The organism is Phyllobacterium trifolii (genome assembly GCF_014192095.1).
In the GTDB taxonomy this organism is placed as follows: Bacteria; Pseudomonadota; Alphaproteobacteria; order Rhizobiales; family Rhizobiaceae; genus Phyllobacterium; species Phyllobacterium trifolii.
This window is the reverse complement of sequence record NZ_JACHXN010000001.1, coordinates 433,739-460,510: the sequence shown is the minus strand read 5'-3', so window position 1 is coordinate 460,510 and position 26,772 is coordinate 433,739. Positions and strand designations below refer to the sequence as shown.

Below are 26,772 nucleotides of genomic sequence, written 5' to 3'. Positions count from 1 at the left end.
GCCAATTCTTAAACTACCGCTAAACAATACCATACGTTTTGTTTAAAATGCGGTTCATTGGCTTCAACAGTTAAAGCCTGGTTAATTTCCATAGCCCGATACGATCTCCGAAGAAAGCCTTGTTCCTTCGATTTGGTAGCGGTCAATCGCCGCAATCGCCTGGCTCGTGCAGGTTGAATAAGTCTCGTTGAACGTGCGATATCCGCGATTGAAACTGGCGATCAACTTAGCCCGGCGTGCCGGGTCTGGATTCTCCGCCAGGAGCAGCGAATCCATTCGATCCCGCCATTGATTGCTCCTTTCGCCGCAAAGATTCCGCAGCGAATGGATCGATCCGAGAACCTCAGCCAACCGTAGGAGCTTTGCCTCATATAGAGGGTCGACCGCGTAAGCTGGCACGGCCGTAGCGATTGCCGTCAAAAACGCTGTGATTACTATTATACGCCGCACGAGATAACCCCGAGACCAATTCCCCGAAAAGGTTGTTGCCTGAAAGCTAGGCAGCTTCAAGGCGTCCGTGGTTAATACCCTCAACTTTTAAAAACCGGCAGCCAATTCACGTACGACATCCAGAACACTCTCGGTCACGTCAAATTTTGCCATTTCCTCCACCCGGAGCCAGTGCACGGCCGCCGCATCATCCGCAGCGATTGCTTCTCCCATTGGATCAAGCGCCAAAAATACAGCCAAGCGGAAAGGTTTCGGCGCTGGAAATTCTGGCGTCGAGTAATCAAAGGTGACGGTCGTGAGATAAGTTACTTCTGTTGCTGTTATGCCGGTTTCTTCACGCAGTTCACGAATTGCCGCTTCTTGCGGCATCTCGCCTTGCTCTCTCCTGCCACCCGGAAATGCCAGCCAGCCTTTTGACGGTTCGCGTGCTCGCTCCACCAAGAGGAAGGCCCGATCGCGGATGCAAACGGTCGAAACGCCGTCGACAGTTGCGGAGAGGGGGATTTGGTCCATATGTCAGGGGTAGGTGGTAAGAGAAGTTTTGACAAGGCCACCCTTGACCCTGCATCGCAAATGCGGATGATCGCCACTCCCAAAAACAATCAGGCATTGACTGCATGTGCGGACGTTTTTCACTCCTCGGAACGCCGGAAGAGATCGCGGCCTATCTCGCGCTCATGGAGCTCGAGGCGTTTCCGCCACGCTACAATATCGCGCCGACACAGCCGATCCTCATGGTGATCGCCGGTGAAACACCGCCGCCGGGCAGCAACCGGCCTGATCGCAGGGCGCTTCTGGTGCGGTGGGGTTTTATTCCTGGTTGGGTAAAGGATACGGCAAATTATCCACTGATGATCAATGCCCGTTCGGAAACGGCAATCGAGAAGGCATCGTTCAAGACTGCAATGCGTCACCGCCGTGCGCTAATCCCGGCCTCGGGTTTCTACGAGTGGCGGCGGGACGGCAACAGGAATTCGCAAGCCTATTGGGTCCGGCCTCGCAACGGTGCAACTATCGCATTCGCCGGCATTTATGAACCGTGGGCGAATGCAGAGGGCTCCGAAATAGACACTGGTGCGATCCTGACGACAAGCGCCAGCGAGGATCTGCGCTTCATCCACGACCGCATGCCTGTTGTCATAGAGCAGAAAGATTTCGCACGCTGGCTCGATTGCAAGACGCAGGAACCGCGCCATGTCGCCGATCTCATGAGGCCCGCTCAGGCGGATTTCTTCGAAGCGATCCCTGTATCGGACAAGGTCAACAAGGTTGACAACACAGGTTCGGAAATCCAGGAGCGGTTCGTCGAGACTTTCGCCGAAGCGAAGAAGCCAGGACGCGTCAAACCGCCGGAGCCTGACAATCAGATGAAATTGTTCTAGGTCCTTAAATTCGACTATTCTTCAGGATATCTACCCGATGTTTTCAGCCGCTCTCTCCGGTTTCCTTCTTGGCGCGTCCCTTATTATCGCAATCGGCGCGCAGAACGCTTTCATATTGCGGCAAGGACTGCTGCGAGAACATGTATTCCTCTTAAGCCTGATTTGCGCGCTGTCCGACGCCCTGTTGATCACGGCAGGCGTCGCAGGCCTTGGGACGCTGATCGCGCAGTCGCCCACCCTCATCTCGGTCGTGACGCTCGGCGGTGCCGCATTCTTGTTCTGGTATGCTTCGGTTGCCTTCCGGCGTGCTTTCCACCCCGAGGTACTGAAGGCCGCGAACTCCGGCAACGGCAATTTGAAGGTGGCGATCGGCACCGTTCTGGCGCTGACCTTTCTCAACCCGCACGTTTATCTTGATACTGTTGTTCTGCTTGGCGGCCTCTCGGCTCGCTTTGAAGGCGCACACCGTGCGGCCTATGGCGCAGGCGCCGCACTTGCGTCGTTCATATGGTTCTTCGGCCTCGGCTATGGTGCGAGGCTGTTGCAGCCGATTTTTGCCAAGCCAGCCGCGTGGCGCGTACTTGACGTTTTGATCGGCCTCGTCATGGCCGGCATTGGTTTAAGTCTGTTAGTCCGTTTCCTGAACAATTGAAGCAAACTTCAATTGCGGGCGTTGGCGAACGGTACTGAGAACGGCTGCAAGGATCGCAGCTGGCCCGATCGCGCGGTATTGTGAGGTGAGATGGTCGGCGCGGGCGCTTTCGCGCGGCTTTGCCGTTTGCTGGGCATCGGTCATGGGTTTGGTCCTTTATTCCCCTAAAGTCTAAGGCATCAGGATTCCCGTTCAAATTGGCCGGAAAGAAGGCACTTTCCGGGAGGATTTTGGGCTATTCGGTTAATTTAGATTAACCATCGTAAAGTCGGCAAAAATGCAACACCGCGTCTTTGGCGGCAGCGCTTGACGATTTGCCCGCACTCGATCATAAATGCCCGCATGAAAACGTCGCCCGTAACGATTATTATTACCTGTCGGATTATTATCAACTAGCGCTCGCTGGCCCGGCCGTTTTCGTCTCAAAAATCCTGATAAAGATGCAAAACGCACCGGTCGCCAGACCAGCGCGATGATATTCGTTTTGACGATGAAACCCGAATTTTGAGATCCAGGACATGCCGCAGGAACTGAAGCTGTACAACACGCTCACGCGCACGAGGGAGACCTTTGTGCCGATCGATCCGAATAATGTGCGCATGTATGTCTGCGGCCCGACCGTCTATGACTATGCGCACATCGGTAATGCGCGGCCGGTTATCGTCTTCGACGTGTTGTTTCGGTTGCTTCGCCATATCTACGGCGAAAACCATGTGAACTACGTTCGCAACATCACCGACGTCGACGACAAGATCAACGCTCGCGCCGCCCGCGATTATCCGGACCTGCCTTTGAATGAAGCGATCCGCAAGGTCACTGAACTGACCAACGAGCAATTCCAGGCGGATGTGGCAGCGCTCGGCAATCTGCAGCCTTCGTCTCAACCGCGCGCGACCGAATATATTGCTGAAATGGCGGCGATGATCGATCGCCTCGTTGAGCGTGGCGTTGCGTATGTCGCGGACGGTCACGTATTGTTTTCGCCATCGGCGATGAATGCCGCCGCCAAGGGCCCGCGCTACGGGTTGCTCTCCCGCCGTTCATCTGACGACATGATCGCTGGCGCGCGCGTCGACGTTGCCTCTTACAAACGAGATGAGATGGATTTCGTTCTGTGGAAGCCTTCCAAGCAAGGGGAGCCGGGCTGGCCATCGCCCGCGGGCATCGATGGTGTCGGCCGCCCGGGCTGGCATATCGAGTGCTCGGCCATGTCGATGGCGAAGCTGCTTGAACCATTTGGCGGCGGACTGCAATGCGACGATCCGACGAAGAACATTTTCGACATCCACGCCGGTGGCATCGATCTGGTATTCCCTCACCATGAGAACGAGCTTGCCCAGTCCTGCTGTGCCTTTGGCACCGACCGGATGGCCAATGTCTGGATGCACAACGGCTTCCTGCAGGTTGAAGGTCAGAAAATGGCCAAAAGCACCGGTAATTTCGTGACAATCCATGAATTGCTGGAGACAGACACCTTCGGCGGCCGCAAATGGCCAGGCGAAGTGCTGCGCCTTGCCATGCTCATGACCAACTATCGCGAGCCGATCGATTTCAGTGTCAGAAAGCTGGAGGAGGCAGAGAACATCCTCGCCAAAGCCCGCGAATATGTGGGCGATGCCGGCGTTGGTGTCGTTCCGGATGAGGCTATCGATATCCTGTCTGACGACCTCGCAACTCCAGGCCTTATCAATTGGCTGGCATCGATCAGGAAGTCGCGCGTCCTCGATCCAGAGGCGTATCGTGCTGTGTTCGCGCTGCTAGGCATTGATCTGAGCGTAGAAAGCGTCTCAAGCGAGCTCGAGAATGAAATCGAAGCCAAGATCCGCAATCGCCTGTCTTTGCTTGCAGCCAAGAGTTTCCCTGAGGCTGACCGCATCCGTGATGAATTGCTGGAAAAAGGCATTCAATTGAAGGATGGAAAAGATCCCGCGACCGGCGAACGCGTCACGACCTGGGAGATGAAGCGATGAGTCTGGATAACAAGCCTGTCTACACCGGCGGTTGCCAATGCGGTGCGATCCGTTTTCGCGTGGAGGGTACACTCGGTGATGCATCGATCTGTCATTGCCGCATGTGTCAAAAAGCCTTCGGCAACTTTTTCGCGCCCCTGACATCAGTGCGCGGCACGGATTTTGAGTGGACACGGGGCGAGCCCAAGCGGTTTCAATCGTCTAATCACGTCAAGCGCGGCTTTTGCGGAAACTGCGGAACGCCGCTGACCTATGAAGCACCGGACGGCACGGCACTTGCTATCGGTGCGTTCGATGAACCTGAAGGATTGGCGCCCACCATTCAGTGGGGCATCGAAGACAAACTGCCTTACGTTGATGATCTATCGAAACTTCCCGGATACACATCTGACAGCGACGCGGAATCAGTAGAATTCCTGAAAACGATGATATCCTATCAACACCCCGACCATGACACGGAACAGTGGCCGCCATCGGGGTCGCGAGGGGAGGCGGGCGAGTGACAAAAGAACGGATCTATCTCTTCGACACGACATTGCGCGATGGCCAGCAAACGCCTGGCATCGACTTTTCGGTTGAGGACAAGAAAGTCATCGCATCCATGCTGGATGAGTTCGGCTTCGACTATGTCGAGGGCGGCTATCCCGGAGCTAACCCGACCGACACCGCGTTTTTCGCCGAAAAGCGCACAAAGCATGCAAAGTTTGCGGCTTTCGGCATGACCAAACGCGCCGGCGTCTCGGTCTCCAATGATCCCGGACTTGCAGCGCTCATCCGTTCGTCGGCCGACACCATATGCTTTGTCGCCAAAAGTTGGGACTATCATGTCCGCGTAGCGCTCGGCTGCACGAATGAGGAAAACCTCGAGTCCATCGACGCTTCCGTTCGTGCCGCCGTTGACGCGGGCAAGGAAGCCATCGTCGATTGCGAGCATTTTTTCGATGGGTATAAAGCCAATCCGGAATATGCGGTGGCCTGCGCCAGGACTGCCTACAGTGCAGGAGCCCGCTGGGTCGTGCTGTGCGATACCAATGGCGGCACCCAGCCCGCGGAAGTCGCCGAAATCGTCCGTGCCGTCACAAAATTGATCCCCGGCGATCATCTTGGCATTCACGCGCACAACGATACGGAGCAGGCAGTCGCCAATTCGCTTGCTGCGATCGATGCGGGTGTCCGCCATGTGCAAGGCACACTCAACGGTATCGGTGAGCGTTGCGGAAATGCCAATCTGGTGACGATCATTCCGACGCTCATGCTGAAACCCAATTGGTCGAAGCGTTTCGAAACGGGCATCAGCCTGGAGAAACTCCAGGGGCTTTCCCGCCTGTCACGCAGTTTCGACGAATTGCTCAACCGTGCACCCAATGCGCAAGGTGCATTCGTCGGCGCATCGGCATTTGCAACGAAAGCGGGCATTCACGCGTCGGCCTTGATCAAGGAACCGGCGACGTATGAACATGTACCGCCGGAAACGGTTGGCAATCGTCGCAAGGTCATGGTATCGGACCAAGGCGGGAAATCCAATTTCATCAATGAACTTGAACGTCGCGGCATTCCGGTGGCCAAGTCGGATCCAAGGCTCGATACGCTAATCGCGCTCGTTAAAGAACATGAGTCCGAGGGTTACGCCTATGAAGGCGCCGATGCCAGTTTTGAGCTCTTGGCGCGACGGACGCTCGGCACCGTCCCCGAATTCTTCAAAGTCGACTCGTTCCGCTGCATGGTCGAGCGGCGCTTCGATGCAAATGGCAATATCAAGACCGTCTCGGAAGCCGTTGTCCGTATGGAGGTCGATGGTGAGACGCGGATGTCCGTCGCTGAGGGGCATGGACCGGTCAATGCACTCGATCTGGCGTTGCGTAAGGACATGGGCCGCTATCAGGATGAGATCGCTGATCTGGTGCTTGCGGATTTCAAGGTACGCATATTGAACGGCGGTACCGAGGCCATCACGCGTGTGCTCGTCGAGTCGACCGATTCCAGCAACGTGCGCTGGTGGACGGTCGGTGTTTCGGACAATATCATCGACGCGTCCTTCCAGGCGTTAATGGATTCCATTGTCTATAAATTGATGAAAAATCGGGATTTGGCAGGGAAAATAGCTGCTGAATAAAGATTTTTTTGTCATTTTAGGGAATTCATGCCCCAATTTTGAGCGAAAACATCAAATGGCTTGATCGATTGATCAGTCGAATTCAATAGACGGCATGTCGCGCGGGGACTAGGACTTCGCACCATGACCCAACAAATCGATAGCAATCGAGCCGTAGCCGGCAACAATTCGACATCCGATGCTTTCATTGGAATGTCGGATGGAAAGAAGGGCTTTATTTTCGCTCTTTGTGCTTATCTGTTGTGGGGCATCCTGCCATTTTATTTGAAATCGGTCGCGCATATACCAGCGCTGGAAGTGGTGGCCCACCGTATTGTCTGGTCGGTTCCCATTGCCGTCGTACTGCTTTGGTGGCTTGGGTTGCTTGGCGATCTGAGGGTCGCTTTCACGACCCCGCGCATGCTGGCCATGGCTATATTGACCGCCAGTCTGATCACCGTGAACTGGGGCACCTATGTCTGGGCAATCGGCAATAATCACACTGTAGATACAGCACTGGGCTATTACATCAATCCACTGGTGAATGTGGTCCTTGGCGGCATCTTCCTGTCCGAACGCCTTTCGAAGGCGCAAATGGTTGCCATAGCTTTGGCAGCATGCGCGGTCATTCTGTTGACGGTGTCGTCCGGTGGTCTCCCATGGATTTCACTCGTCCTCGCCTTCAGCTTTGGCTTTTATGGTTTCTTTCGCAAAACCTTGCCGATCGGCGCCATCCAGGGCTTCACGCTCGAGGTACTAATACTTTCCGTTCCCTCGCTCGGTTTCATTGCTTGGACCCTGACGCAGAACACCAGCCACTTCACCAACGGGGCGCCGCACGACACGGGTCTGTTGCTGTTTGCAGGGCTTGCAACCGCTGTGCCGCTTATCTTCTACGCCCTTGGCGCTAAGCTCCTGCGCTATACGACCATTGGTTTGATGCAATATATTGCGCCGACGATCGTGTTCTTCATAGCAATCTTTGTCTTCGACGAGCCGTTCTCGCATGTACAGCTTATTGCATTCGGTCTGATCTGGTCAGCTCTTGCGATCTACACCTGGTCAATGGTGTATGAGGCGCGAAAGCTGCGATTGGCACCGGCGCATTAGTTTCGCGATCCGCCGATCTTTCTCACGACGAGATAGACCATACCGGAAATACCGAGTGCCAAGGCAGTAATAAGCCAGAATCCATGTGTACTTTCCGCAAGCGGCAGTCCACCGGTATTCATGCCGAAAAGCCCGCTTATGACAGTGCTTGGCAAAAGGACCGCGGTCATTACCGACAGGACATACAGAAACCGGTTCGACTGATCCGTGAGTTTCGCCAGGAGTTCGTCCTGGAGCAGGCGTGCACGTTGCTGCAGTTGTTCGCCTTCCGCATGCAACGTTTCCGCGCGGCGCGACAATCCTTCGATCAGATCGTCCAATTCTTCGGGAAAAACCCGGCGATCGGCGTGATCAATATGACGGAACAGACCTGTCGCCGCCGTGAGGTAGCGGTGAAACACAACGATCTGACGCCGGACAGGCACGAGACGTTCCCGCTCGCCCTGCCAGTTCTCGCCGACGATATGATCCTCGATGGAATCCAGGGTTTCCGAGAGTTTGGTGATCTCTATTTTTAGAAGATCGAGAAAACGCCGGAAGATGGCGTTGAACAGAGCGATCGGCGATCTCGGCTTTACCTTGCCGCCGAGAATAGCCTGACGTACATCGTCGACCGATTGGAGGGGGTGACGGCGTCCGCTGATGAAGAATCGCTCATTGAAGGCAAAGCGGAAATAACCAAGCTCCCGTGGATCGCCATAGTGCTTGTGCTGCAAATCCGGCAATTCACCGTAAAGCCAGCCCTCTTCATAGGTGATCTGATACTGGTCGCCGGGGGAGAGCAATGCTTCCCGCACAACTTCCGGCAGGCTTTCGTCAGTTTCGAGATTGCGCCTTGCCCGCGCATCGGCAAGGCCATAGCTTTTCCAAACCCACGCACTTTCTGCTGCTCCGGCATGTGCGGATGGCAATAATGTGCCGTCATCGCGGAAGCTGTGGGCGATGACAAACTCATCACTTTGGATGAGGGGTGTGCTGCTTGAGGGATCGGGGGTAATATTATCCGCCATGAGACCCCTTTTGCTTGCTACAGCCGCTCTATGATTGCTTCATTGCCTTCCCGGTCACCTCGTGCAGCAGCATTGAGGATGGCGGGTACGATATCTTCCGGCTTCTCTACCACAAGCGGATTGACCAAATGTGACGTGTGCACGAAGCCTTCAGCTTTCATGTGCTCGATGAGGGCCAGCATCGGATTCCAAAAACCGTTGATGTTGGCGAAGACCATAGGCTTCCGATGACGGCCGAGCTGCGCCCACGTCATGATCTCGACGATCTCTTCCACAGTGCCAATACCGCCGGGCAAGGTAACGAACGCGTCCGAGCGCTCGAACATCTTATGCTTGCGCTCATGCATGTCTTCGGTAACAATAAGCTCTGAAAGCTGGCCAAGCGCGTGTTCGGTGGCCTCTTTGTTCATCAGGAATTTCGGAATAATTCCTGTGACTTTGCCACCCGCAGACATGACTCCGTCTGCAACTGCGCCCATAATGCCTTTGGTGCCGCCGCCATAGACGAGCTCAAGCCCATGCTCAGCGATCGTTTGGCCGAGAAGCTTGCCGCTTTGTTTGTAAATCGGGTCGCGGCCCGGTGAGGAGCCGCAATAGACACAAATGGATCGAATCTTGCTCATACAATGAGTGGTGCCTTGCACATCACAAAACGTCAAGCCGGTACAAATGCGAGACAAAAGTTTCATACGCCGGCTTTATGGATACGTCGAAAGAATGGGTCTGAATCTAAAGGGTTTTCTTGTAGCTTGGCAGAAAAGGCGGTAGAGCAAAAGGAACAATAGGATCGGGGAACGATGTTCGAGAATAAATTTGCGCTTTTGGGATTTGGTACTGTCGTTGCTGCCGGTCTTGTTGCGGCCTATGTTGGCCTGATGCCGGGCAAGCCCGTTGTGGAGCAACCGGCTCCTGTGATGAGTGGAACGGTGCAGACACAGCCTGCAGCGCCCTCGGCAAATTCCGAACCTCAAATTCAGTCCCTGACGACCGTACCGGATACAGACGCTGCTTCCGGACAGGTTTCGGCTCCACCGCCAGCGACGGCAAATAATGGCGCGCCCACTTTTGATGTTCTGCGCGTCGATCCCTCAGGCACCATCGTCATCGCCGGCAACGCCGCAAAAAATGCGACGGTCGACCTTTTGTCGCGCTCAAGCGTCATCGGTACGACCAAATCGACTGAGAATGGTGATTTTGTTATCGCGCTGGATAATCCGCTGAAGCCGGGCGACTACCAGCTTGTCTTGCGTTCAACAACACAAGACGGCAGCGCCATGACTTCGCTTGAGACGGCGATAGTTTCCATTCCAGAGTCAAAGACTGGTCAGGTATTGGCTCTTGTTGAACAATCCGGCCAGCCCAGCCGCATGATCACAAAGCCCGAGCCGGTGGAACCCGCGCCTTCATCCACCCAGCCAACAACTGTTGCTGCACCCAAGGGCGACAAGCCTGGCCTCGCTCCCGCAGAGAAAGCGTTGATCACGGTCGAAGCAGTCGAGCTCGAAGGCAGCAAGATTTTCGTCGCTGGTAATGCCCAAGCGGGCTCTGCAGTAAAGGTCTACGCAAATTCCACTCTGCTCGGAACGACAAAGACAGCACCCAATGGCCGGTTTTTGGTACAGACTGTTCAGCAGCTGGCTGTCGGAGACTATATTATCCGTGCTGATATGCTGGGCAAGGATGGCGTGACGGTCGTGGCCAGAGCCGCGGTTCCGTTCAAGCGCGAGGCCGGCGAGCGTGTCTCGGCTGTCGCACCGGCAACTCCAGGTGCCGATACGCAAACCGAGACTGGTGCGATTGTACCACAAACCGACGAACAGGCGCCGCAAGTCGCTGAAGCGGGCACTCCCCTGCAGAACGTCGATGGATCGGTGATTATCCGCCGCGGTGACAGTCTTTGGCAGATTTCACGCCGTACCTATGGTGCTGGCATGCGCTACACGACTATCTATTTGGCTAACAAGGAACAGATCCGCAATCCGGACATGATTTACCCCGGGCAGATCTTCGCATTGCCAGAAAAAGATAAATCTGTAGTTCAATAGAAAAGACGGGCTGTTGACGCCCGTTTTCGAAAAAAAGAATCGCAATTTCTCCTTGCATTGGAAAATTATATCGTTTATCGCCGATGAACGATGAAATGCACGGGCTCGTTCCAACATCATTCTGATGCCAATACAGCGCGCATACTCGCCGCGTTGGCACATCCAGCGCGCTTGCGCATTATCCGCCAGCTCGCATGCCTTGATACTTCTTGTTGCAAGGATATCGTTGCCGGGCTTGATCTGGCACAGTCGACCGTATCGCAGCATTTGAAGATTCTCGTCGATGCCGGTCTTGTCCGCTACAAGCAGTCCGGCCAGAGCTCTCGTTACAGCATCGATCCGGCAGCGTTTGCCAGTATGGCCGCACTCGTGAACGACATGGCAAGCCTTTGCTGCTCGCCAGGAACAATCATCGGGGAAACGCAAGCGTTGCCCGAACTCGAAATTGTCTTCAAGGATTAACAGTGGCCAACAAAACCGTCTCAGACGAGTCTGGAAAAACCCTTCAGACCATTCGTAATCTCTGGCCCTATATGTGGCCGATGGAACGCCCTGATTTAAGAATGCGGGTCGTCTGGGCTTCCGTGTATCTGATCATCTCGAAGGTGGTCCTGATCCTGGTTCCTTATTTTTTCAAATGGGCGACAAATGCCTTGAATGGGAAATTCGAGGCATCTGATCTGATACCGGCACTTCTCGTCGGTCCGCTCATGCTCGTGGCAGCTTATAATGCAGCACGTATCGTGCAGGCGGGTTTAAACCAGCTGCGCGATGCACTGTTCGCCAGCGTCGGCCAATATGCCGTACGAAAGCTTGCCTATAAGACCTTTGTTCATATGCATGAATTGTCGCTGCGCTTCCACGTCGAACGCCGTACCGGTGGTCTTTCGCGCATCATCGAACGCGGAACGAAGGGCATCGAAACCATCGTTCGCTTCACCATCTTGAATACGGCGCCGACGATCATTGAGTTTCTGATGACGGCGGTGATTTTCGCCGTGACATACGGAATGTCCTATTTGGCGGTCGTGGTGGCGACCGTGTGGCTCTACACATGGTTCACGGTAAGAGCCAGTGACTGGCGCATCGGCATTCGCCGGGACATGAACGCCTCTGACACGGACGCCAACTCCAAGGCAATCGACTCGCTGCTCAACTATGAAACTGTCAAATATTTCGGCAATGAGAATATGGAGGCCGGTCGTTTTGATGCTGCCATGGCGCGCTACGAGATTTCGGCGACACGCATCTGGACGTCGCTTGGCTGGCTTAACTTTGGACAGGCGGTGATTTTCGGTATTGGCATGGCGGTCATGATGATCATGTCGGGCAGGGAGGTGATTGCCGGAACCCAGACATTGGGTGATTTCGTCTTCATCAATGCAATGCTGATGCAATTGTCCGTCCCGCTCAACTTTATCGGCTTTATTTATCGCGAAGTGCGTCAGGGTCTGACGGATATCGAGCAGATGTTCGACCTACTCGATGTCGAGCAGGAGGTGATGGACAGGCCGGATGCCAAGCCGCTGCTGATCGAACGCGGGGCCGTGCGTTTCGACAACGTACAGTTCGCCTATGATCCGAAGCGCCCGATCCTGAAAGGCGTCAGCTTTGAGGTTCCCGCAGGCAAGACCGTAGCGATTGTTGGGCCTTCCGGTGCGGGCAAATCAACCCTGTCGCGCCTGCTATTCCGCTTTTACGACATCCAGAATGGCTCGATCACCATCGACGGCCAGGATATCCGTGACGTGACGCAGGACAGCTTGCGATCGGCTATCGGCATGGTTCCGCAGGATACCGTCCTTTTCAACGATACCATCGCCTACAATATCCGCTACGGGCGCATCACTGCTACGGAGGCCGAGATGCGCAATGCGGCAGAGCTCGCACAGATAGGTCCTTTCATTGAAACGTTGCCCGAAGGCTATGACGCCATGGTAGGGGAGCGCGGACTTAAGCTTTCCGGCGGCGAAAAGCAGCGCGTGGCGATTGCAAGAACAATTTTGAAAGCTCCGCCTATTTTGATCTTGGATGAGGCGACTTCGGCTCTCGATAGCGCCACTGAGCATGAGATTCAGTCGGCGCTTGACCTTGTCAGTCGCAATCGCACGACACTGGTTATCGCCCATCGGCTTTCAACCATCATCGCGGCTGATGACATTATTGTCCTGAAGGATGGAGTGATCGCCGAGCGCGGCACCCACGCGAAACTTTTGGCCAAGAAGGGGCTCTATGCCTCCATGTGGAACCGCCAGCGCGAGGCTACGGAAGCTGAGGAGCGTTTGCGCCGTGTACAGCAGGAAGACGACCTTGGCGTCATCCTACGTGGAAAGCCCGCTATGCCCGCTTGAATGGTTTGCTCCAGCTGCCAATCTCCGATAAGTAACGCGCGACTTGCCTTGGAGCGCTCGCCGTTTCATGCAAGGTGAGCTGCCGGCACAACCAGGAATAAATTAATGAGTCTTGTCGATTCCATACGCAATACCTTGGTGCCCATCCACCGGGAGGGGTACCCGTTCATCGCCGGTTTTGCCGGAGCGACGATCGTCCTCGGCTATTTTTGGGAACCGTTGTTCTGGATTGGTCTCATTCTCACCGCTTGGTGCATCTATTTCTATCGTGACCCGCAGCGTGTCACCCCGACCGATGATAAGCTGGTGATCAGTCCGGCAGATGGTATCGTTTCAGCTGTTGGGCCCGCTATCCCGCCGCGCGAGCTTGGTCTTGGCGACAAGGAGATGACCCGGATATCCGTGTTCATGAATGTCTTTTCCTGCCACATCAACCGCGCCCCGGTGCGCGGCCGGATAACGACGATCGTGCACAAGCCGGGCAAGTTCCTGAACGCCGACCTCGACAAGGCCAGCACTGAGAATGAGCGCAACAGCCTTTTGATTGACGGTCCAAATGGTGAGATCGCCGTCGTGCAGATTGCCGGGCTTATAGCGCGCCGCATTGTCTGCTGGGCCGACGAAAACACTGCCATATCGATCGGCGAGCGGTTCGGTCTCATCCGCTTCGGCTCGCGCGTCGATGTTTATCTGCCTCAGGGCTTTACGCCGCGCGTCGCAATCGGCCAGACTGCGGTCGGCGGCGAATCCGTCATTGCCGAATTCGGTGGCGCTGCAAGCGCTCCGTTGGTGCGGATCAGTTGAGGCAGGGCGCATGACCGAGACCGAAGTCGATCCATTGTTTGACGAGAAACCACAGACGACCGGACCAGTCGGACGGCGAATCCCGATGCGCTATCTCGCGCCTAATGTGATTACAGTTCTGGCGATCTGCGCCGGACTGACGGGGATTAGGCTGGCCTTCGAGAATCGTTACGAACTTGCAGTGTCCATGGTGCTGCTCGCGGCATTTCTCGACGGGATCGACGGTCGTATCGCCCGTATGATGAAGGGCTCCACGAAATTTGGCGCACAGATGGATTCGCTGGCCGACATCGTCAATTTCGGTGTCGCTCCGGCCCTGGTCCTCTACGCCTATATGCTGGACCAGGCCCGTTCCTTCGGGTGGATAGCTGCGCTGCTGTACTGCATCGCATGTTGCCTGCGTTTGGCACGCTTCAACGTGATGCTGGATGTAGTGGGCAAACCACTCTGGCAGAACAATTTCTTCACGGGTGTACCGGCTCCGGCAGGAGCCATGCTCGTCATGCTGCCGGTCTATCTCGGCTTTCTCGGTCTCGCGCCAACGCGTGCGATCGCCTTTGCGGCCGCCGCTTATACCGTCGGTGTCGCAGTGCTGATGATCAGCCGCCTGCCGGTCTATAGCGGCAAGGCCGCTGGAACGAGGCTGCGTTCGGACTGGGTCATGCCCACATTCCTGTTCATCGTGGTCTACGTGGCATTCCTGATGAGCTACACGTGGCAAACGCTAACACTGACGGCAATTGCGTTCTTCATCTCGCTACCGTTCAGTGCACGGGCATGGAAGCGCTACGAAGCGGCAGATCGCACCGCATTGGCAGAAGCTGAAAGTGCTGGTTCCGAAACCCCTTCCTGATTTCGGAACCAGGCGGGTTTCACTGCTCGGCTTCGATCAGATTTTTGCGGAAGAAGGCCAGGATATCTGCGTTGAACTGCTTGTGGAAAGCCACGCGATCAAAGCCTGCCCTGTCGGTGCACAGCTCAGGCTCACCGGAGCTGGTCACGAGTTTCGCGAATTCCTGGCTGCAAGGTGGAAGAAAAGAGAAATGGCCAGAGTTTGGCACGATGCGGTAGTCTGGCTTGGCGGGCAGGTTATGCGCAACCGTTGCGGCATCTTTGGGTGATAGACCGTCTCCACCATATTCGGATGCCCATAACTGGACTGGAACCGTCACTTTGCCCAGGCCCTCGGCGGTGAATAGGCTACCGCCCGCAGGGTCAACCAACACTGCAGTTTTGATCCGTGGATCACCGGCCAAAGGAGCAATTGCCGAGCTGTTAATTTGCTCGCAAAAGCGGTTTCCCGGATAGGTCGGGCAATTATCAAGCAGCAATTTCCAGTCGGGGTTGCCGCCAATCATGGCGAGGCCAGTGAAGCCGCCTCTTGAAAAGCCGAAAACGCCAATTCGTGCGGGATCGACCTGTGGTGCACCTGACCAGCGGTCCAGCATGAAATCGATCAGCCTTGTCATATCGACAGGGCGCTGCGTCATGGAGGCTATATCGTTCGGATCTCTCGTTTTCGATGCGCCGCTATCCCGTGGATGATTGATGGCCGCGACTACAAATCCTGCATCGGCAAGCATTTCAGCAAGTCCGTGGTAGTTGCCGGACCATCCACCTACACCATGCGAGATCACGATGAGCGGAAGTTTTTCACCTGTGAGTGGACAGTCTTGCACAGCCGTCGAATAGTCGAAGCCGATTTCTACCTGTGCCAGCTTGCCAACACACGGATACCAGACGGCAGCCGTCAGAACGGGTCCACGACCATTGGAAGGCACCTCGATGAATTTGAGACCTGCGGCCTGTGCCGGTTGAAACGTGCTAAAAGCAGTAATGGCAAGGATTGCTGCGAGCTTGAGAATTTTCATAGTTGATCCCTCATTTGGATGTCGTTGATGATGATTGAAGGCGCTACCGGATCGTGGCGCGGACATACTCGCTCCTGATCTCGATTGACGGCTTTGCCCCGGGTGTGCTTTCGCGCTTGCTGTCGATGAACGAGGCCTTGGCATCGATCAGGTAGCTGATGGACGTATCCTTGACGAAGCTGAAACTTGCGTCCAAGGCGTGTGAATCCAGCCGAATCGTCTCGCTGTGGTTCGTCCGTTCGAACCGCATGTCGCTGCGGACTGCATCGCCTTTGATGTCGAGGCTTGATGCATAGCCGTCGAGAGAGAAATCGGCGGCATTGCTGCTGATGGTGATGCCGCGATACTCGCCAGACAATTTTGCGTAAAGCGCTTGCTGCTGGATGTTGATATCGCTGTTTTTCGGCAGATTGACGTTGATGCGCACTTCGCAATCGGAAAGGCTTATCAGAGGGGATTCCGCAACATGGATCAGCAATGTCTGATCTTTCACTTCCGTTGTCGTATCTGTCTCGCAAGCGTTTGAAAACCAGCTCGAATACCAGTTCGAAAACCAGCCCGATTGATTGCCGGAGATAGTTGCGGCGTAGGGCTGCGTGTCCGTGGTGGTTAACTCGACGCGGCTTGCCTCTCCCGTTATGGCGACCGTTTTGATGTTTGCCATGTCGAGCGGTTTGCTTGGTTCCGCCCTTGCCGCAACGGGGCCGAGTGTTGTTAAAAGTAATATCAATGAAGCGAAAAAACCGGGCATCATATTCTCCTGAGATTCGGCGCCATCATCAGCGCTGATCTCAGGAAGCTGCATGTGACTGGTATTTTCGACCTGGATTGCATTTCAGGTCGTCCGCGATCGCAATTCAGGACATAGTAATGTTCCGAATTACCGTGGTCTCGACGATGATCTTTGTTCCGTTGCCCTTTGTCGTTGCGTTGCTGCTTTTCATCCTTCTGATCCAGATGATCAGACGGCGGGAAGTGACTGTATTGAATCCATTTTTCTTTAGCCTGATTGCTGCCTATGCCTTGCAATCAATGGTCATTGGTTTGCGTTGGGGCTACGACCTTAGGGGAGTGTTGCCGGTCCAGGCCGTGCTTGCAGCCGCTATCGCGTCGCTGGCCTGGCTCAGCTTCGAGGGCTTGCGTACCGGGCGCTCTCCCTTAAAGCGGCCGCTGCTGTGGCTGCACGCGCTCCCGCCATTGTTTGTGGCGGCGCTGGTCGCGTTCTGGCCGGCACCGATCTCTCTCGCGCTCATTCTGATCTTTGCGGGCTATGGCGTTGCGCTTACATGGCTGGCATCGGCAGGTCCGGATGCTCTTGCCTCGTCGCGCCTCGATGGGGTGATCAACTCTCATCGTGCCTTGCAGGTTACAGCTTTCGCCATCGCTGCCTCGGCCGTCATCGATATCATTATCAGCCTGGACTTCGCGCGATCCGGCGGCATTCATTCCGGCCAGATTGTCGCCATTGGCAACGTGCTTGCATTGCTGGTTTTGGGTACAGCGGCAACTGTGGCGGGTGCCAACCAGTCACCGGCTGACGTCGAGGTCGAGGACGACGGGCGTACAAGCCAGCCAAGTGCTGAGGATACGCAAATAGCAGCCTCTCTCGACGATCTGATGCAATCGCGCAAGCTCTATCGTGATGTCGATCTCAATCTCAACCGGCTTGCCCGGAAAATGGGCCTATCGGTCCGGCAAGTGTCAAGCGCGGTCAACCGCGTCAAATCGATGAGCGTCTCGCAATATGTGAATGATTACAGGGTGAGGGAAGCTTGCCGCTCGCTCACTGACACAGACGAGCCGATCACGCGGATCATGTTCGATGCCGGCTTTCAAACCAAGTCGAATTTCAATCGCGAGTTCCTGCGTGTGACCGGCATGAGCCCGAAGGCATGGCGCTCTCGCGCTTTAGAAACCGACGAGAAAACAGCAAAGATCATTCGCCTCGTTGGTTAGCTCGGGTCGTTATAGCTCAGCAATTTGTCGGCGCGCACGTCGTAAAGCTTGCCGGTTACATCCAAGGCTGGATCGCAAAGCAGGGCGATCTTTGCGGCGACTTCCGTCGGCGTGGGCAAGGTCTCAGGATCTTCGCCCGGCATAGCCTGTGCGCGCATGGCGGTGCGGGTTGCGCCGGGGTTGACGGAATTGATGCGAAGGCGCGTCTGTTGCGATTCCTCGGCCCAGGTCCGCGCCATCACTTCCACAGCGGCCTTGGAAGCTGCGTAGGGTCCCCAATAGGCGCGAGCGGTATGTGCCACGCCCGACGACAGCAGGATGGCGCGACCGGCATCAGACAGCTTCAAGAGAGGATCAGTGGTGCGGATCAGGCGCCAGACACTCGTGACATTGATTGCCATCAACCGGTCGAAGACTTTCGCCTCCACATGTCCGATGGGCGAAATCGTCCCGAGAATGCCCGCATTGGCGACCATGATATCAAGCTTGCCCCAGCGCTCATGGATGGAACCGCCCAGCCGGTCGATGGCGGGCATGTCGGTTAGGTCCAAGGGAACCAGCGTTGCGGTTCCGCCTGCTGCTTTGATCTCGTCGTCGAGTTCCTCAAGCCCGCCTACCGTGCGGGCAACGGCAATGACGTGGGCGCCGCGTGCAGCGAGTTCTTTGGAGAGTGAATAGCCAATGCCACGCGATGCGCCGGTGACAAGCGCAAGCTTGCCATCCAGCCGAAAACTGCCGTCAGAAATCATAGAGTGAACTCAACCGTTATTTGCGAGAAGCGAGAACTGGCGAACGTTACTCGCCCCATCCTTGTCGAGGAGCCGCGTCGGATAATCGCCAGTGAAGTAGTGATCGGTGAAAAGCGGCGAGCGCGGATCGCGAGGGGCGCCGCTGACAGCCTTGTAAAGCCCGTCGATGGACAGGAATGCCAGGGAATCTGCTCCAATGTATTCGCACATTGCATCAAGGTCCGCATACTGGTTGGCCAGCAGCTTGTCCGCATCGGGCGTGTCTATGCCGTAGAAATCCGGATGGAAGATCATCGGGCTGGCAACGCGGATATGCACTTCACGCGCACCGGCATCACGGATCATCTGGACGATCTTGACCGAAGTCGTACCGCGCACGATGGAATCGTCCACAAGCACAACACGCTTGCCTTCAATGACGGCACGGTTGGCCGAGTGCTTCAGCTTCACACCAAAGGCGCGGATCGACTGGGTCGGCTCAATGAAGGTGCGTCCGACATAATGGTTACGGATGATGCCAAGCTCGAAGGGAATCCCGCTTGCCTGGGCAAAGCCAATGGCCGCTGGAGTGCCGCCGTCCGGAACTGGAACGACTACATCGGCCTCGAGTGGTGCTTCCTTGGCGAGATTGATGCCCATGTTCTTGCGGGCAGTGTAGACATTGCGTCCGCCAACGACCGAGTCCGGCCGGGCGAAGTAAACGTATTCAAACAGGCAAAGCCGTTCGCGCTTCGGATTCTGCGGCTTGTATGTATCGATGCTGATCGAGCCATCAGCCTGGATTTCGCAGACCACCACTTCGCCATTCTCGATATCGCGGACGAATTTCGCACCGATAATGTCGAGTGCGCAGGTCTCGGAAGCGAAAATCGGCTTGCCGTCGAGTTCACCCATCACAAGCGGGCGAATGCCGATCGGGTCACGCGCAGCGATGAGCTTGGTGCGGGTGAGGGCGAGCATCGCATAACCGCCTTCCATCTGGCGGATCGCGTCGATGAAGCGATCGCTGGATGAGGCGTGGCGTGAACGGGCGATGAGATGCAGGACGACTTCGGTATCGGAATTGGACTGGCAGATGGCGCCATCGGCAATAAGCTGGCGGCGCAGGGTGAGGCCGTTGGTGAAATTGCCATTATGGGCAATGGCAATGCCGCCGACCTCAAGTTCGGCCAGAAGTGGCTGCACGTTGCGTAGAACCGTATCGCCAGTGGTCGAATAGCGCACATGACCGATGGCCCGGTCGCCAGGCAGTTGTGCAAGGGTTGCCGGATTGGTGTAGTGGTCCCCGACGAGACCCATGCGGCGTTCCGAACAAAACTGTTTCCCGTCATAGGAGACGATACCGGCCGCTTCCTGGCCGCGATGCTGCAGGGCGTGCAGCCCGAGCGCGGTCAGCGTCGCCGCGTCGGGATGCCCCAAAATGCCAAACACACCGCACTCTTCATGCAGTGTGTCGTCATCAAGGGACATCAATTGATTATCGTTACGAGAAATGTCGGTCATTACCGCCAGCCCTTCCGCCCCAAGATTACCTTGGATCGAGTCAATTGTGCCTATTTCGCATTATGCCACGTATATGGAGCATTACCAAGTAAACGCCAAGGCCTGATAAATGCCAATATTGACGCAGTTGTGTTCTTAGAGCAATTTCCGATCATATTGAATCAGTTCTGTTTCGCGGATGGCGAGACAATCCACGCGGAGGGTGGCGAGGCCGATGTTTTTCCATCGGATGATGCCGCCCGACAAAGTGGGTGTCCGCCAGCCGGAAACCCGAAGGGCCGGGTGAAATTCGGGCCAAATCCATCGGGTTTTGGCTTCGTCCGATGGAAAGGCATCGGCCTCGCCAAACCCCTTGACCTTGTCCACGAATTCCCTCCGGCAGAACGATCCAATATGGTCGGAATTTGCTCTAAACTGCATCAAGGCTGGTTTGTCGACCCTTCCGGCGGAATGTCTTCCTTCGGCTCCGGTGTTGTGGTGGTGCCGTCGGGCGCTGCATCCGGGGCCGCTGTCGTACCGGGCTTCAGGCGGTTGAGGATGGTTGATTCCGGGTCCTCTGGCAACAGGCTGATCAGTTTTGTACCCAGCTGATCGATCATCGGCTTGGATTTTGCCTGACCAACCCATGCCGGCTGGTTCTCGGGAACAAGCCAATTGAAGAACAGCATGGCGACAACGACGAGAAGGATGCCGCGCGCTGCGCCGAAGAGGAAACCCAGCGTACGATCGAGTGCGCCGATACGGCTATCGATGATGAAATCGGCAATCTTCATTGTGATGATCGACACGACAATCAACGTAACGACGAAGACGAGGCCAGCCGCTGCGATCTGGGCAATTGTATCATTGCTGATATAGGGCGTAAGGAACGGAATGACCGGCTTGTAGAACAGATACGCGGCTGCCGCTGCAGCTGCCCAGGAAACCACCGACAAAACTTCGCGCGAAAAGCCGCGCACCATGGCCAAAACCGCCGAAACGAGAGTGATGCCCAATAGAATTCCGTCAAGCAACGTTATTGGCATTTAAGTTCATCCCCATATTCAGTCTGGCCAATACTATCTGGTCAGTCGTCGCGTTGTCTCTTGTCAGGTCCAGATGCCGCAATCCGGGCCACAAGGTCCGGCAGCGAAGCGGTTTCTGTCAGACGAGCATTGCCGTTCTTTGCCACGTCGTTGCTTCCCTTGGGAAGAACAGCCTGCTTGAACCCAAGCTTATCTGCCTCCTTCAGCCTCTGCACAGCATGCGCCACCGGGCGAACCGCACCAGATAAACTGACTTCGCCGAAATAGACGCAATCTGCCGGAAGGGCAATACCGGCAATTGAGGAAACCAGTGCAGATGCAACTGCAAGGTCCGCTGCGGGCTCGGTTATTCGATATCCACCGGCCACATTCAGGTAAACGTCGTGCTGACCGAACCTTACGCCGCAATGCGCTTCGAGTACGGCGAGAATCGTCGACAGCCGGTTTCCATCCCACCCGACAACCGCACGGCGCGGCGTGCCAAGCGTCGAGGGTGCAACCAGCGCCTGAATTTCGACGAGTATCGGACGCGTGCCCTCCATGCCTGCAAAAACCGCAGCGCCAGGCGATTTTTCGTTGCGTTCACCCAGGAAAAGCTCGGAAGGATTGGCGACTTCGCGTAGTCCCTTGTCGGACATTTCGAACACGCCGATCTCGTCCGTTGGACCGAAACGGTTCTTCACGGTCCTCAAGATGCGGTAGTGGTGGCCGCCTTCGCCTTCGAAATAGAGCACGGCATCGACCATATGCTCGATCACGCGGGGCCCGGCGATCTGACCCTCCTTCGTCACGTGCCCGACGAGAACAACTGCCGCGCCGGTCTGCTTGGCATAGCGGATCATGGCTTGGGCGCCGGCCCGCACCTGCGTCACTGTGCCGGGGGCAGAATCGGCGGCGTCTGTCCACAATGTCTGGATCGAATCGATAATGATTAGATCTGGCCGCTTCGAATCGGAGATGGTGGCCAAAATGTCTTCGACATTGGTTTCGGCCGCGAGGAGCACGTCGGTATCGGCAGCGTGCAACCGCTGGGCGCGCAACCTGATTTGTGCCACCGCTTCTTCACCCGAAACGTAAACGACGCGGTGGCCTTGGCGGGCGAGGGCAGCAGCTGCCTGCGTCAGCAATGTGGATTTGCCGATTCCGGGATCGCCGCCGATGAGGATCGCGGAGCCGCGGACGAATCCCCCGCCAGTAACGCGATCCAGTTCGCCGATGCCTGACTGGATGCGCGGGGCATCCTCGATTTCGCCGGACAGCGTGGTCAGCGCTACTGCACGACCTTTGCGTGATGAGAGCTTGCCGGGTCCGCTGCCGATACCGCCAGCCGTGCCTTCCTCAACAAGGGTGTTCCACTCGCCGCACTCGTCGCACTTGCCGGCCCAGCGGGTGTGCACTGCACCGCAGTTCTGACAGATAAATTGAATTCTTGGCTTTGCCATCAATGACTTTCGGATTTGAGATAGCGCCGGTGATAGCGATTCCCAAGGCTGGTAAGCAACTCATATCCGATCGTTCCGGCGGCGCGGGCAGCGTCGTCCAACGCAATGTTGTGGCCGAAGAGTTCGACGTAGTCCCCTGGGCTGACCGCATCCAATGGAAGATCAGTGATGTCGAAGGAGGTAAGATCCATGGTGACGCGACCAATAATCGGAACTTTGCTCCCGGCAACAAAGCCTACGCCGCCGTTGGGTACAGCGCCGCGCAACGGCACACCGCTGCCCGATGCGGAACGAAGATAACCATCCGCATAGCCTACCGAACAAACGGCAATACGCGTGTCGCGTTTAAGCGTCGCGGTAGCGCCGTAACCTACGGTCTCGCCCTTTAGTCCAGTGCGGATCTGTACAACGCGTGCTTCCAGCGTCACCACAGGGCGCATGGGATTGGCGGCGGCGGAAAGTGGTTCGCCGCCGTACATGGCAACGCCGGGGCGGCTAAGCTCATATTTACCTATGCTCGCGTGAAAAATGCCCGGGGAATTCGCAATGCTTGATTCAATTCCTGCAAAAGCCACGCGAAGTTTTTGAAATGATTCGATTTGTTTTCGGTTCAACGCATGCGCTTGATCGTCAGCCGTAGCGAGGTGCGTCATCAGTAGAACCGGCTTTGGGTTCCGTAGATCAGCCGCGAAAGTCAAGGCTTCCTCGACGGTAATGCCGAGACGGTTCATACCGGTGTCCACGTGCAGCGCGAACGGAAGCTTGTCCTTTCGACGGGAATTCAGGTGCTTCCACAAATCGAGCTCATGGACCGAGCCAAGAACGGGAATGAGGTCCGATTGGCAGTAGGCTTCGAATGCTTCGGCGAAAAACCCGTTGAGCACAAACACCCGCGCATCAGGCGCGACAGCTTTTACCCGCAGACCTTCCTCGGCCAGCGCGACAAAGAAAGTGCGGCATCCAACCTGCCACAACGCCGGTACGACATGCACGATGCCGAGCCCGTACGCGTCGGCCTTGACGACAGCACTGGCCTCTGCAGGCTTCGATTTTTCGGCGAGGAATAGCCAATTGGTCGCAAGCGCATCGAGATCGATTGTTAGCCGCCCCCCGGCTAACCGAGGATCTGCGCCGGTCGTGGTGATCAGGGGCTTTTTGGCAGTCAAAGGTTCACTCGAACCGTTCAGGAAGATGCGAATCTTCGGCAAGATCGGTAAAGCGGGTAAATTCCGCCTGGAACGCCAGTCTTACCGTGCCCGTCGGGCCGTGACGTTGCTTGGCAACGATGACTTCCGCCTTGCCCGTAGCTTCGTTGAGATCGGCCTGCCACTTGAAATGCTCTTCCGTCCCGACCTTCGGTTCCTTGTTCTTGATGTAATATTCGTCGCGATAGACGAACAGCACCACGTCCGCGTCCTGCTCGATCGAACCGGATTCGCGCAAGTCGGAAAGTTGCGGATGCTTGTCTTCGCGACTTTCCACCTGACGAGACAGCTGGGAGAGGGCGATGATCGGCGTGTTCAATTCCTTGCCAAGCGCTTTCAGCCCTGTAGTGATTTCGGTAATTTCCTGCACGCGGTTTTCCGACGCGCGCTTTGACGACCCTTGCATGAGCTGAATATAGTCGATGACCAGAACGTCGAGGCCGCGCTGGCGCTTCAGCCGCCGCGCCCGCGCTGCAAGCTGGGCAATCGAAATACCGCCGGTCTGATCAATATAAAGCGGCACCTTCTGCATATGCTGCGAGCAGGCAACCAGCTTTTCGAAATCGGCTTCACTGATCTCGCCACGACGGATTTTCGAGGAACTGATTTCCGATTGCTCGGAAATGATACGGGTTGCCAACTGTTCCGACGACATTTCGAGCGAGAAGAAGCCGACAACGCCGCCATTCTTGGCCTTGAACGTACCGTCTGCCAATTGTTCCGGTTCATGCGCTGCGGCAATGTTGAATGCGATATTCGTCGCAAGCGAGGTCTTGCCCATGCCGGGGCGTCCGGCGAGGACAATCAGGTCAGATGGTTGGAGGCCGCCCATGCGCGCATCGAGCGCACGGATGCCTGTCGAGATACCCGAAAGGTGCCCGTCGCGCATAAACGCCGCGTTGGCCATGTCGACGGCAGTCTTGACCGCATCGGTAAATGTCTGAAATCCGCCATCGTAGCGGCCGGTTTCTGCAAGCTCGAACAGGCGCCGTTCCGCATCTTCGATCTGACCTTGCGGCGCGACATCAACAGGAGCGTCATAGGCTATGTTGACCATGTCTTCGCCGATGGTGATCAAAGCGCGCCGCGTGGCCAGATCGTAGATCGCCCGGCCGTAGTCTTCGGCATTGATGATCGTTACCGCTTCCGCAGCGAGACGGGCGAGATATTGCATCACCGTCATTTCGCCAATTTTGGCGTCAGCCGGCATGAATGTCTTCAGGGTTACCGGATTCGCCATCTTGCCCATGCGAATCATATCGGAAGTGACTTCGAAGATCTTGCGATGCAGTGGTTCGTTGAAATGGGTCGGCTTCAGAAAGTCTGAAACACGGTAAAACGCATCATTGTTGACGAGAATGGCGCCCAACAGGGCCTGTTCGGCCTCGATATTGTTAGGGGCTTCGCGGTAAAGCGCTCCTTGAGCCTCATTGATCTTGCGTACCGTAGCTTCAGCCATTTTATATTTTCCTGTTCTTGGATCACTATGGCCACGGCGTTTTTAACGGCGCAATGCAGAGGCGGAATATACATTTCCATCCACAGCAAGAAGTACAAAACAGGATGTTTACAGCTTGACTCAGAGTCACCGATTTGGCGCGTGATTCGCAAATGACAGTGTATACCCGCAACGCGGAATGTCGCAATTTGGTAGCCATGGAAAGCACAAAAAAACCATCCGCAAATCGCTCCGCGGATGGACGATGATGTTAAGGGTTGAATCGATCGTCGGACTTACCGCCCAGCGACTGATTCCTTGGTCTCCACCTGGCTGTTGGCGGAGCTGCGTTCACATTCGAGGCGCTTGAGCCGCTTTTCTTCCTTCTCGATATAGTTCCGGGTTAGCGGCACGGCCTCCTGCCGGTGTGCGAGCTGGATCTGGAACACCACCAGGTTCTGCCAGCGGAAAGCCGCTTCCGAAGCCGCAAGATAGAACTCCCACATCCGGCAGAACCGTTCATCATAGATCGCCTTGGCTTTCTCGCGATTCGCCATGAATCGTTCGCGCCAGATACGCAAAGTATCCGCGTAGTGTAGCCGGAGAATCTCGATATCGGTGACAACGAGACCAGCCTTTTCGATGTGTGGCAGCACTTCCGAGAGTGCCGGAATATAACCGCCCGGGAATATGTATTTCTGGATGAACGCGTTTGTATAGGATGGGCCATCCGAGCGCCCGATAGAGTGCAGAAGGAACACACCGTCCTTCTTCAAAAGCCGCGCGGTATGCTGGAAATATTCCGGGAAGTGCCCGATACCGACATGTTCGAACATGCCGACCGACACGATGCGGTCGAAGCTCTCTTCGATCGTTCTATAGTCCTGAAGGGTGAATTGCGCTTTTCCCGTCAGGCCTTCTTCGAATGCGCGCTTGTTGGCGATACCGAATTGCTCTTGCGACAACGTTACACCTGTCACATTGGCTTCGAGGTGCTTGGCGAGGTAGATTCCGAGTCCGCCCCATCCGCAACCGATGTCGAGCGTCTTGTGCCCCTTTTTCAACAACAGTTTCGCTGCGATGTGTCGTTTTTTCGCAAGCTGCGCTTCTTCCAGAGTGGCATCCGGCCGTTCAAAGTAGGCACAGGAATATTGCATGTCCGTATCGAGGAACAACTTGTAGAGATCTTCGGAGAGATCATAGTGGCGCTGAACGTTGCTGGAAGCGCGAGTCAGCGTGTTCATCTGATGCAGGCGGCGGGTGGCACGGCGTATGCCTTCGATCGCCAACATCCAGGGTTCCTTGGCGACAGTCGCCCCGGTATTTTCGAAGATAATCTTCAGGACATCATAGATATCGCCTTCGAGAACGTCGATATCGCCATTCATATAGGCTTCAGGGAAATGCAGCGATGGGTCGAATGCGATCTTTCGTTCGGCCGCTGCGCTGTTGATGCGGAAGGCGAATTGCTCTCCGGTTCCATCACCGAAGGTTTGAGATTTACCGGTAGAGTCTGTGATAACCAAAGTGCCAGTGTAGATCATCCGCGAGAGCGCGGCTTTGAGTATGGCATTCATGAACAATCTCCATCATTGACGATAGAGCTCGGCCATTAGCAGGCTCGGGAGGTGAGCCGTGGTCGGGCGTGGTAGGACAAACAAATCTAATCGTTTTTTTGTTCCTGAAAAGCAAAAAAATACCCGGCACTGCTGCCGGG

27 protein-coding genes are annotated in these 26,772 nt (G+C 55.9%); 12 read left to right on the top strand and 15 right to left on the bottom strand.

Annotated elements, in window-relative coordinates:
• Nucleotides 1-81: 81 nt before the first annotated feature.
• Entirely contained in the window at nucleotides 82-450 is a 369-nt protein-coding gene (locus FHS21_RS02365) for a TIGR02301 family protein (RefSeq protein WP_112527805.1), read from the bottom strand.
• Between the two features lie 87 nt (nucleotides 451-537).
• Nucleotides 538-963 (bottom strand): NUDIX hydrolase, encoded by a 426-nt coding sequence (locus FHS21_RS02360; RefSeq protein ID WP_112527807.1) that lies wholly within the window; start codon nucleotides 961-963, stop codon nucleotides 538-540.
• Between the two features lie 104 nt (nucleotides 964-1,067).
• Between FHS21_RS02360 and FHS21_RS02355 the strand changes: the two genes are divergently transcribed.
• Complete coding sequence (locus tag FHS21_RS02355; protein WP_112527809.1) at nucleotides 1,068-1,832, top strand: SOS response-associated peptidase; 765 nt, start codon at nucleotides 1,068-1,070, stop codon at nucleotides 1,830-1,832.
• Nucleotides 1,833-1,869: 37 nt separating this feature from the next.
• Nucleotides 1,870-2,484, top strand: coding sequence for a LysE/ArgO family amino acid transporter (locus FHS21_RS02350; RefSeq protein WP_112527811.1), 615 nt, complete (start codon nucleotides 1,870-1,872; stop codon nucleotides 2,482-2,484).
• Here FHS21_RS02350 and FHS21_RS02345 read toward each other — a convergent pair.
• Nucleotides 2,461-2,628 (bottom strand): transcriptional regulator, encoded by a 168-nt coding sequence (locus FHS21_RS02345; protein ID WP_112527813.1) that lies wholly within the window; start codon nucleotides 2,626-2,628, stop codon nucleotides 2,461-2,463. The two genes, FHS21_RS02350 and FHS21_RS02345, sit on opposite strands and share 24 nt — an antisense overlap.
• 374 nt (nucleotides 2,629-3,002) lie before the next feature.
• Here FHS21_RS02345 and cysS point away from each other — a divergent pair, with 374 nt between their 5' ends.
• The 4 genes from cysS (at nucleotide 3,003) to rarD (ending at nucleotide 7,656) form a co-directional block, all read left to right on the top strand.
• Nucleotides 3,003-4,454: a cysteine--tRNA ligase gene (gene cysS / locus FHS21_RS02340; protein WP_183660881.1), complete on the top strand. Its 1,452-nt coding sequence runs from the start codon at nucleotides 3,003-3,005 to the stop codon at nucleotides 4,452-4,454.
• Nucleotides 4,451-4,957 (top strand): GFA family protein, encoded by a 507-nt coding sequence (locus FHS21_RS02335; protein WP_112527820.1) that lies wholly within the window; start codon nucleotides 4,451-4,453, stop codon nucleotides 4,955-4,957. Before cysS ends, FHS21_RS02335 begins: the two co-directional genes overlap by 4 nt.
• Complete coding sequence (cimA, locus tag FHS21_RS02330; protein ID WP_112527823.1) at nucleotides 4,954-6,567, top strand: citramalate synthase; 1,614 nt, start codon at nucleotides 4,954-4,956, stop codon at nucleotides 6,565-6,567. The genes FHS21_RS02335 and cimA overlap by 4 nt, the downstream gene beginning before the upstream one ends.
• Nucleotides 6,568-6,759: 192 nt before the next feature.
• A complete protein-coding gene (gene rarD, locus FHS21_RS02325) occupies nucleotides 6,760-7,656 on the top strand; it encodes an EamA family transporter RarD (protein ID WP_162701878.1) in 897 nt (298 codons plus the stop codon).
• Here rarD and FHS21_RS02320 read toward each other — a convergent pair.
• Complete coding sequence (locus FHS21_RS02320) at nucleotides 7,653-8,666, bottom strand: CorA family divalent cation transporter (protein ID WP_112551256.1); 1,014 nt, start codon at nucleotides 8,664-8,666, stop codon at nucleotides 7,653-7,655. The two genes, rarD and FHS21_RS02320, sit on opposite strands and share 4 nt — an antisense overlap.
• Before the next feature lie 17 nt (nucleotides 8,667-8,683).
• On the bottom strand, nucleotides 8,684-9,289 hold the full coding sequence (locus FHS21_RS02315) for an LOG family protein (RefSeq protein ID WP_112527829.1): 606 nt from the start codon (nucleotides 9,287-9,289) through the stop codon (nucleotides 8,684-8,686).
• Between the two features lie 174 nt (nucleotides 9,290-9,463).
• On the opposite strand from FHS21_RS02315, the gene FHS21_RS02310 reads away from it, so the two are divergent.
• The 5 genes from FHS21_RS02310 to pssA all read left to right on the top strand — a co-directional run bounded on the left by FHS21_RS02310 (nucleotide 9,464) and on the right by pssA (nucleotide 14,719).
• Nucleotides 9,464-10,711 carry a LysM peptidoglycan-binding domain-containing protein gene (locus FHS21_RS02310; protein WP_112527831.1) on the top strand — a complete coding sequence of 416 codons (1,248 nt, stop codon included), beginning with the start codon at nucleotides 9,464-9,466 and terminating at the stop codon, nucleotides 10,709-10,711.
• Nucleotides 10,712-10,801: 90 nt separating this feature from the next.
• Nucleotides 10,802-11,173 carry an ArsR/SmtB family transcription factor gene (locus FHS21_RS02305; protein WP_112527833.1) on the top strand — a complete coding sequence of 124 codons (372 nt, stop codon included), beginning with the start codon at nucleotides 10,802-10,804 and terminating at the stop codon, nucleotides 11,171-11,173.
• Nucleotides 11,174-11,175: 2 nt separating this feature from the next.
• Nucleotides 11,176-13,062: an ABCB family ABC transporter ATP-binding protein/permease gene (locus FHS21_RS02300; RefSeq protein ID WP_112527835.1), complete on the top strand. Its 1,887-nt coding sequence runs from the start codon at nucleotides 11,176-11,178 to the stop codon at nucleotides 13,060-13,062.
• A gap of 105 nt (nucleotides 13,063-13,167) precedes the next feature.
• On the top strand, nucleotides 13,168-13,866 hold the full coding sequence (locus FHS21_RS02295) for a phosphatidylserine decarboxylase (RefSeq protein WP_112527837.1): 699 nt from the start codon (nucleotides 13,168-13,170) through the stop codon (nucleotides 13,864-13,866).
• Nucleotides 13,867-13,876: 10 nt separating this feature from the next.
• Nucleotides 13,877-14,719 (top strand): CDP-diacylglycerol--serine O-phosphatidyltransferase, encoded by an 843-nt coding sequence (gene pssA, locus FHS21_RS02290; protein WP_112527839.1) that lies wholly within the window; start codon nucleotides 13,877-13,879, stop codon nucleotides 14,717-14,719.
• Nucleotides 14,720-14,738: 19 nt separating this feature from the next.
• On the opposite strand, the gene FHS21_RS02285 is transcribed toward pssA, so the two are convergent.
• Together FHS21_RS02285 and FHS21_RS02280 are read right to left on the bottom strand one after the other, a co-directional pair.
• A complete protein-coding gene (locus tag FHS21_RS02285) occupies nucleotides 14,739-15,737 on the bottom strand; it encodes an alpha/beta hydrolase family protein (RefSeq protein ID WP_183660879.1) in 999 nt (332 codons plus the stop codon).
• Between the two features lie 43 nt (nucleotides 15,738-15,780).
• The gene (locus FHS21_RS02280) at nucleotides 15,781-16,401 is read right to left on the bottom strand and encodes a hypothetical protein (RefSeq protein WP_162713606.1); all 621 of its coding nucleotides are present in this window, start codon (nucleotides 16,399-16,401) and stop codon (nucleotides 15,781-15,783) included.
• Between the two features lie 206 nt (nucleotides 16,402-16,607).
• Between FHS21_RS02280 and FHS21_RS02275 the strand changes: the two genes are divergently transcribed.
• Entirely contained in the window at nucleotides 16,608-17,693 is a 1,086-nt protein-coding gene (locus FHS21_RS02275; RefSeq protein WP_246410727.1) for a helix-turn-helix domain-containing protein, read from the top strand.
• Here FHS21_RS02275 and FHS21_RS02270 read toward each other — a convergent pair.
• From FHS21_RS02270 to FHS21_RS02235, 8 genes are all read right to left on the bottom strand, one after another.
• A complete protein-coding gene (locus tag FHS21_RS02270) occupies nucleotides 17,690-18,442 on the bottom strand; it encodes an SDR family NAD(P)-dependent oxidoreductase (protein ID WP_112527845.1) in 753 nt (250 codons plus the stop codon). The genes FHS21_RS02275 and FHS21_RS02270 overlap by 4 nt on opposite strands.
• Nucleotides 18,443-18,451: 9 nt before the next feature.
• Nucleotides 18,452-19,945, bottom strand: a complete 1,494-nt coding sequence (purF, locus tag FHS21_RS02265) for an amidophosphoribosyltransferase (protein WP_112527847.1) — start codon at nucleotides 19,943-19,945, stop codon at nucleotides 18,452-18,454.
• 135 nt (nucleotides 19,946-20,080) lie between these two features.
• Nucleotides 20,081-20,311: a hypothetical protein gene (locus FHS21_RS02260; protein ID WP_162713608.1), complete on the bottom strand. Its 231-nt coding sequence runs from the start codon at nucleotides 20,309-20,311 to the stop codon at nucleotides 20,081-20,083.
• Between the two features lie 53 nt (nucleotides 20,312-20,364).
• Nucleotides 20,365-20,970: a CvpA family protein gene (locus tag FHS21_RS02255; protein WP_112527851.1), complete on the bottom strand. Its 606-nt coding sequence runs from the start codon at nucleotides 20,968-20,970 to the stop codon at nucleotides 20,365-20,367.
• Nucleotides 20,971-21,011: 41 nt separating this feature from the next.
• Entirely contained in the window at nucleotides 21,012-22,412 is a 1,401-nt protein-coding gene (gene radA / locus FHS21_RS02250) for a DNA repair protein RadA (protein WP_183660877.1), read from the bottom strand.
• Nucleotides 22,412-23,578, bottom strand: a complete 1,167-nt coding sequence (gene alr / locus FHS21_RS02245) for an alanine racemase (protein WP_112551356.1) — start codon at nucleotides 23,576-23,578, stop codon at nucleotides 22,412-22,414. Before alr ends, radA begins: the two co-directional genes overlap by 1 nt.
• Before the next feature lie 4 nt (nucleotides 23,579-23,582).
• Nucleotides 23,583-25,076 carry a replicative DNA helicase gene (locus FHS21_RS02240; RefSeq protein WP_183660875.1) on the bottom strand — a complete coding sequence of 498 codons (1,494 nt, stop codon included), beginning with the start codon at nucleotides 25,074-25,076 and terminating at the stop codon, nucleotides 23,583-23,585.
• Nucleotides 25,077-25,351: 275 nt separating this feature from the next.
• Entirely contained in the window at nucleotides 25,352-26,632 is a 1,281-nt protein-coding gene (locus FHS21_RS02235; RefSeq protein WP_112551262.1) for a cyclopropane fatty acid synthase, read from the bottom strand.
• Nucleotides 26,633-26,772 lie beyond the last annotated feature (140 nt).

Bases quoted from the DNA above. Each gene is read 5' to 3' on its own strand.
- radA (WP_183660877.1), bottom strand. From the start codon at position 22,412: ATGGCAAAGCCAAGAATTCAATTTATCTGTCAGAACTGCGGTGCAGTG.
- FHS21_RS02360 (WP_112527807.1), bottom strand. From the start codon at position 963: ATGGACCAAATCCCCCTCTCCGCAACTGTCGACGGCGTTTCGACCGTT.
- FHS21_RS02270 (WP_112527845.1), bottom strand. From the start codon at position 18,442: ATGATTTCTGACGGCAGTTTTCGGCTGGATGGCAAGCTTGCGCTTGTC.
- FHS21_RS02315 (WP_112527829.1), bottom strand. From the start codon at position 9,289: ATGAGCAAGATTCGATCCATTTGTGTCTATTGCGGCTCCTCACCGGGC.
- FHS21_RS02255 (WP_112527851.1), bottom strand. From the start codon at position 20,970: ATGCCAATAACGTTGCTTGACGGAATTCTATTGGGCATCACTCTCGTT.
- FHS21_RS02285 (WP_183660879.1), bottom strand. From the start codon at position 15,737: ATGAAAATTCTCAAGCTCGCAGCAATCCTTGCCATTACTGCTTTTAGC.
- FHS21_RS02355 (WP_112527809.1), top strand. From the start codon at position 1,068: ATGTGCGGACGTTTTTCACTCCTCGGAACGCCGGAAGAGATCGCGGCC.
- FHS21_RS02240 (WP_183660875.1), bottom strand. From the start codon at position 25,076: ATGGCTGAAGCTACGGTACGCAAGATCAATGAGGCTCAAGGAGCGCTT.
- FHS21_RS02275 (WP_246410727.1), top strand. From the start codon at position 16,608: ATGTTCCGAATTACCGTGGTCTCGACGATGATCTTTGTTCCGTTGCCC.
- FHS21_RS02335 (WP_112527820.1), top strand. From the start codon at position 4,451: ATGAGTCTGGATAACAAGCCTGTCTACACCGGCGGTTGCCAATGCGGT.
- FHS21_RS02235 (WP_112551262.1), bottom strand. From the start codon at position 26,632: ATGAATGCCATACTCAAAGCCGCGCTCTCGCGGATGATCTACACTGGC.
- FHS21_RS02320 (WP_112551256.1), bottom strand. From the start codon at position 8,666: ATGGCGGATAATATTACCCCCGATCCCTCAAGCAGCACACCCCTCATC.
- rarD (WP_162701878.1), top strand. From the start codon at position 6,760: ATGTCGGATGGAAAGAAGGGCTTTATTTTCGCTCTTTGTGCTTATCTG.
- cysS (WP_183660881.1), top strand. From the start codon at position 3,003: ATGCCGCAGGAACTGAAGCTGTACAACACGCTCACGCGCACGAGGGAG.
- pssA (WP_112527839.1), top strand. From the start codon at position 13,877: ATGACCGAGACCGAAGTCGATCCATTGTTTGACGAGAAACCACAGACG.
- FHS21_RS02345 (WP_112527813.1), bottom strand. From the start codon at position 2,628: ATGACCGATGCCCAGCAAACGGCAAAGCCGCGCGAAAGCGCCCGCGCC.
- FHS21_RS02350 (WP_112527811.1), top strand. From the start codon at position 1,870: ATGTTTTCAGCCGCTCTCTCCGGTTTCCTTCTTGGCGCGTCCCTTATT.
- purF (WP_112527847.1), bottom strand. From the start codon at position 19,945: ATGACCGACATTTCTCGTAACGATAATCAATTGATGTCCCTTGATGAC.
- FHS21_RS02305 (WP_112527833.1), top strand. From the start codon at position 10,802: ATGAAATGCACGGGCTCGTTCCAACATCATTCTGATGCCAATACAGCG.
- FHS21_RS02280 (WP_162713606.1), bottom strand. From the start codon at position 16,401: ATGGCAAACATCAAAACGGTCGCCATAACGGGAGAGGCAAGCCGCGTC.
- FHS21_RS02310 (WP_112527831.1), top strand. From the start codon at position 9,464: ATGTTCGAGAATAAATTTGCGCTTTTGGGATTTGGTACTGTCGTTGCT.
- FHS21_RS02295 (WP_112527837.1), top strand. From the start codon at position 13,168: ATGAGTCTTGTCGATTCCATACGCAATACCTTGGTGCCCATCCACCGG.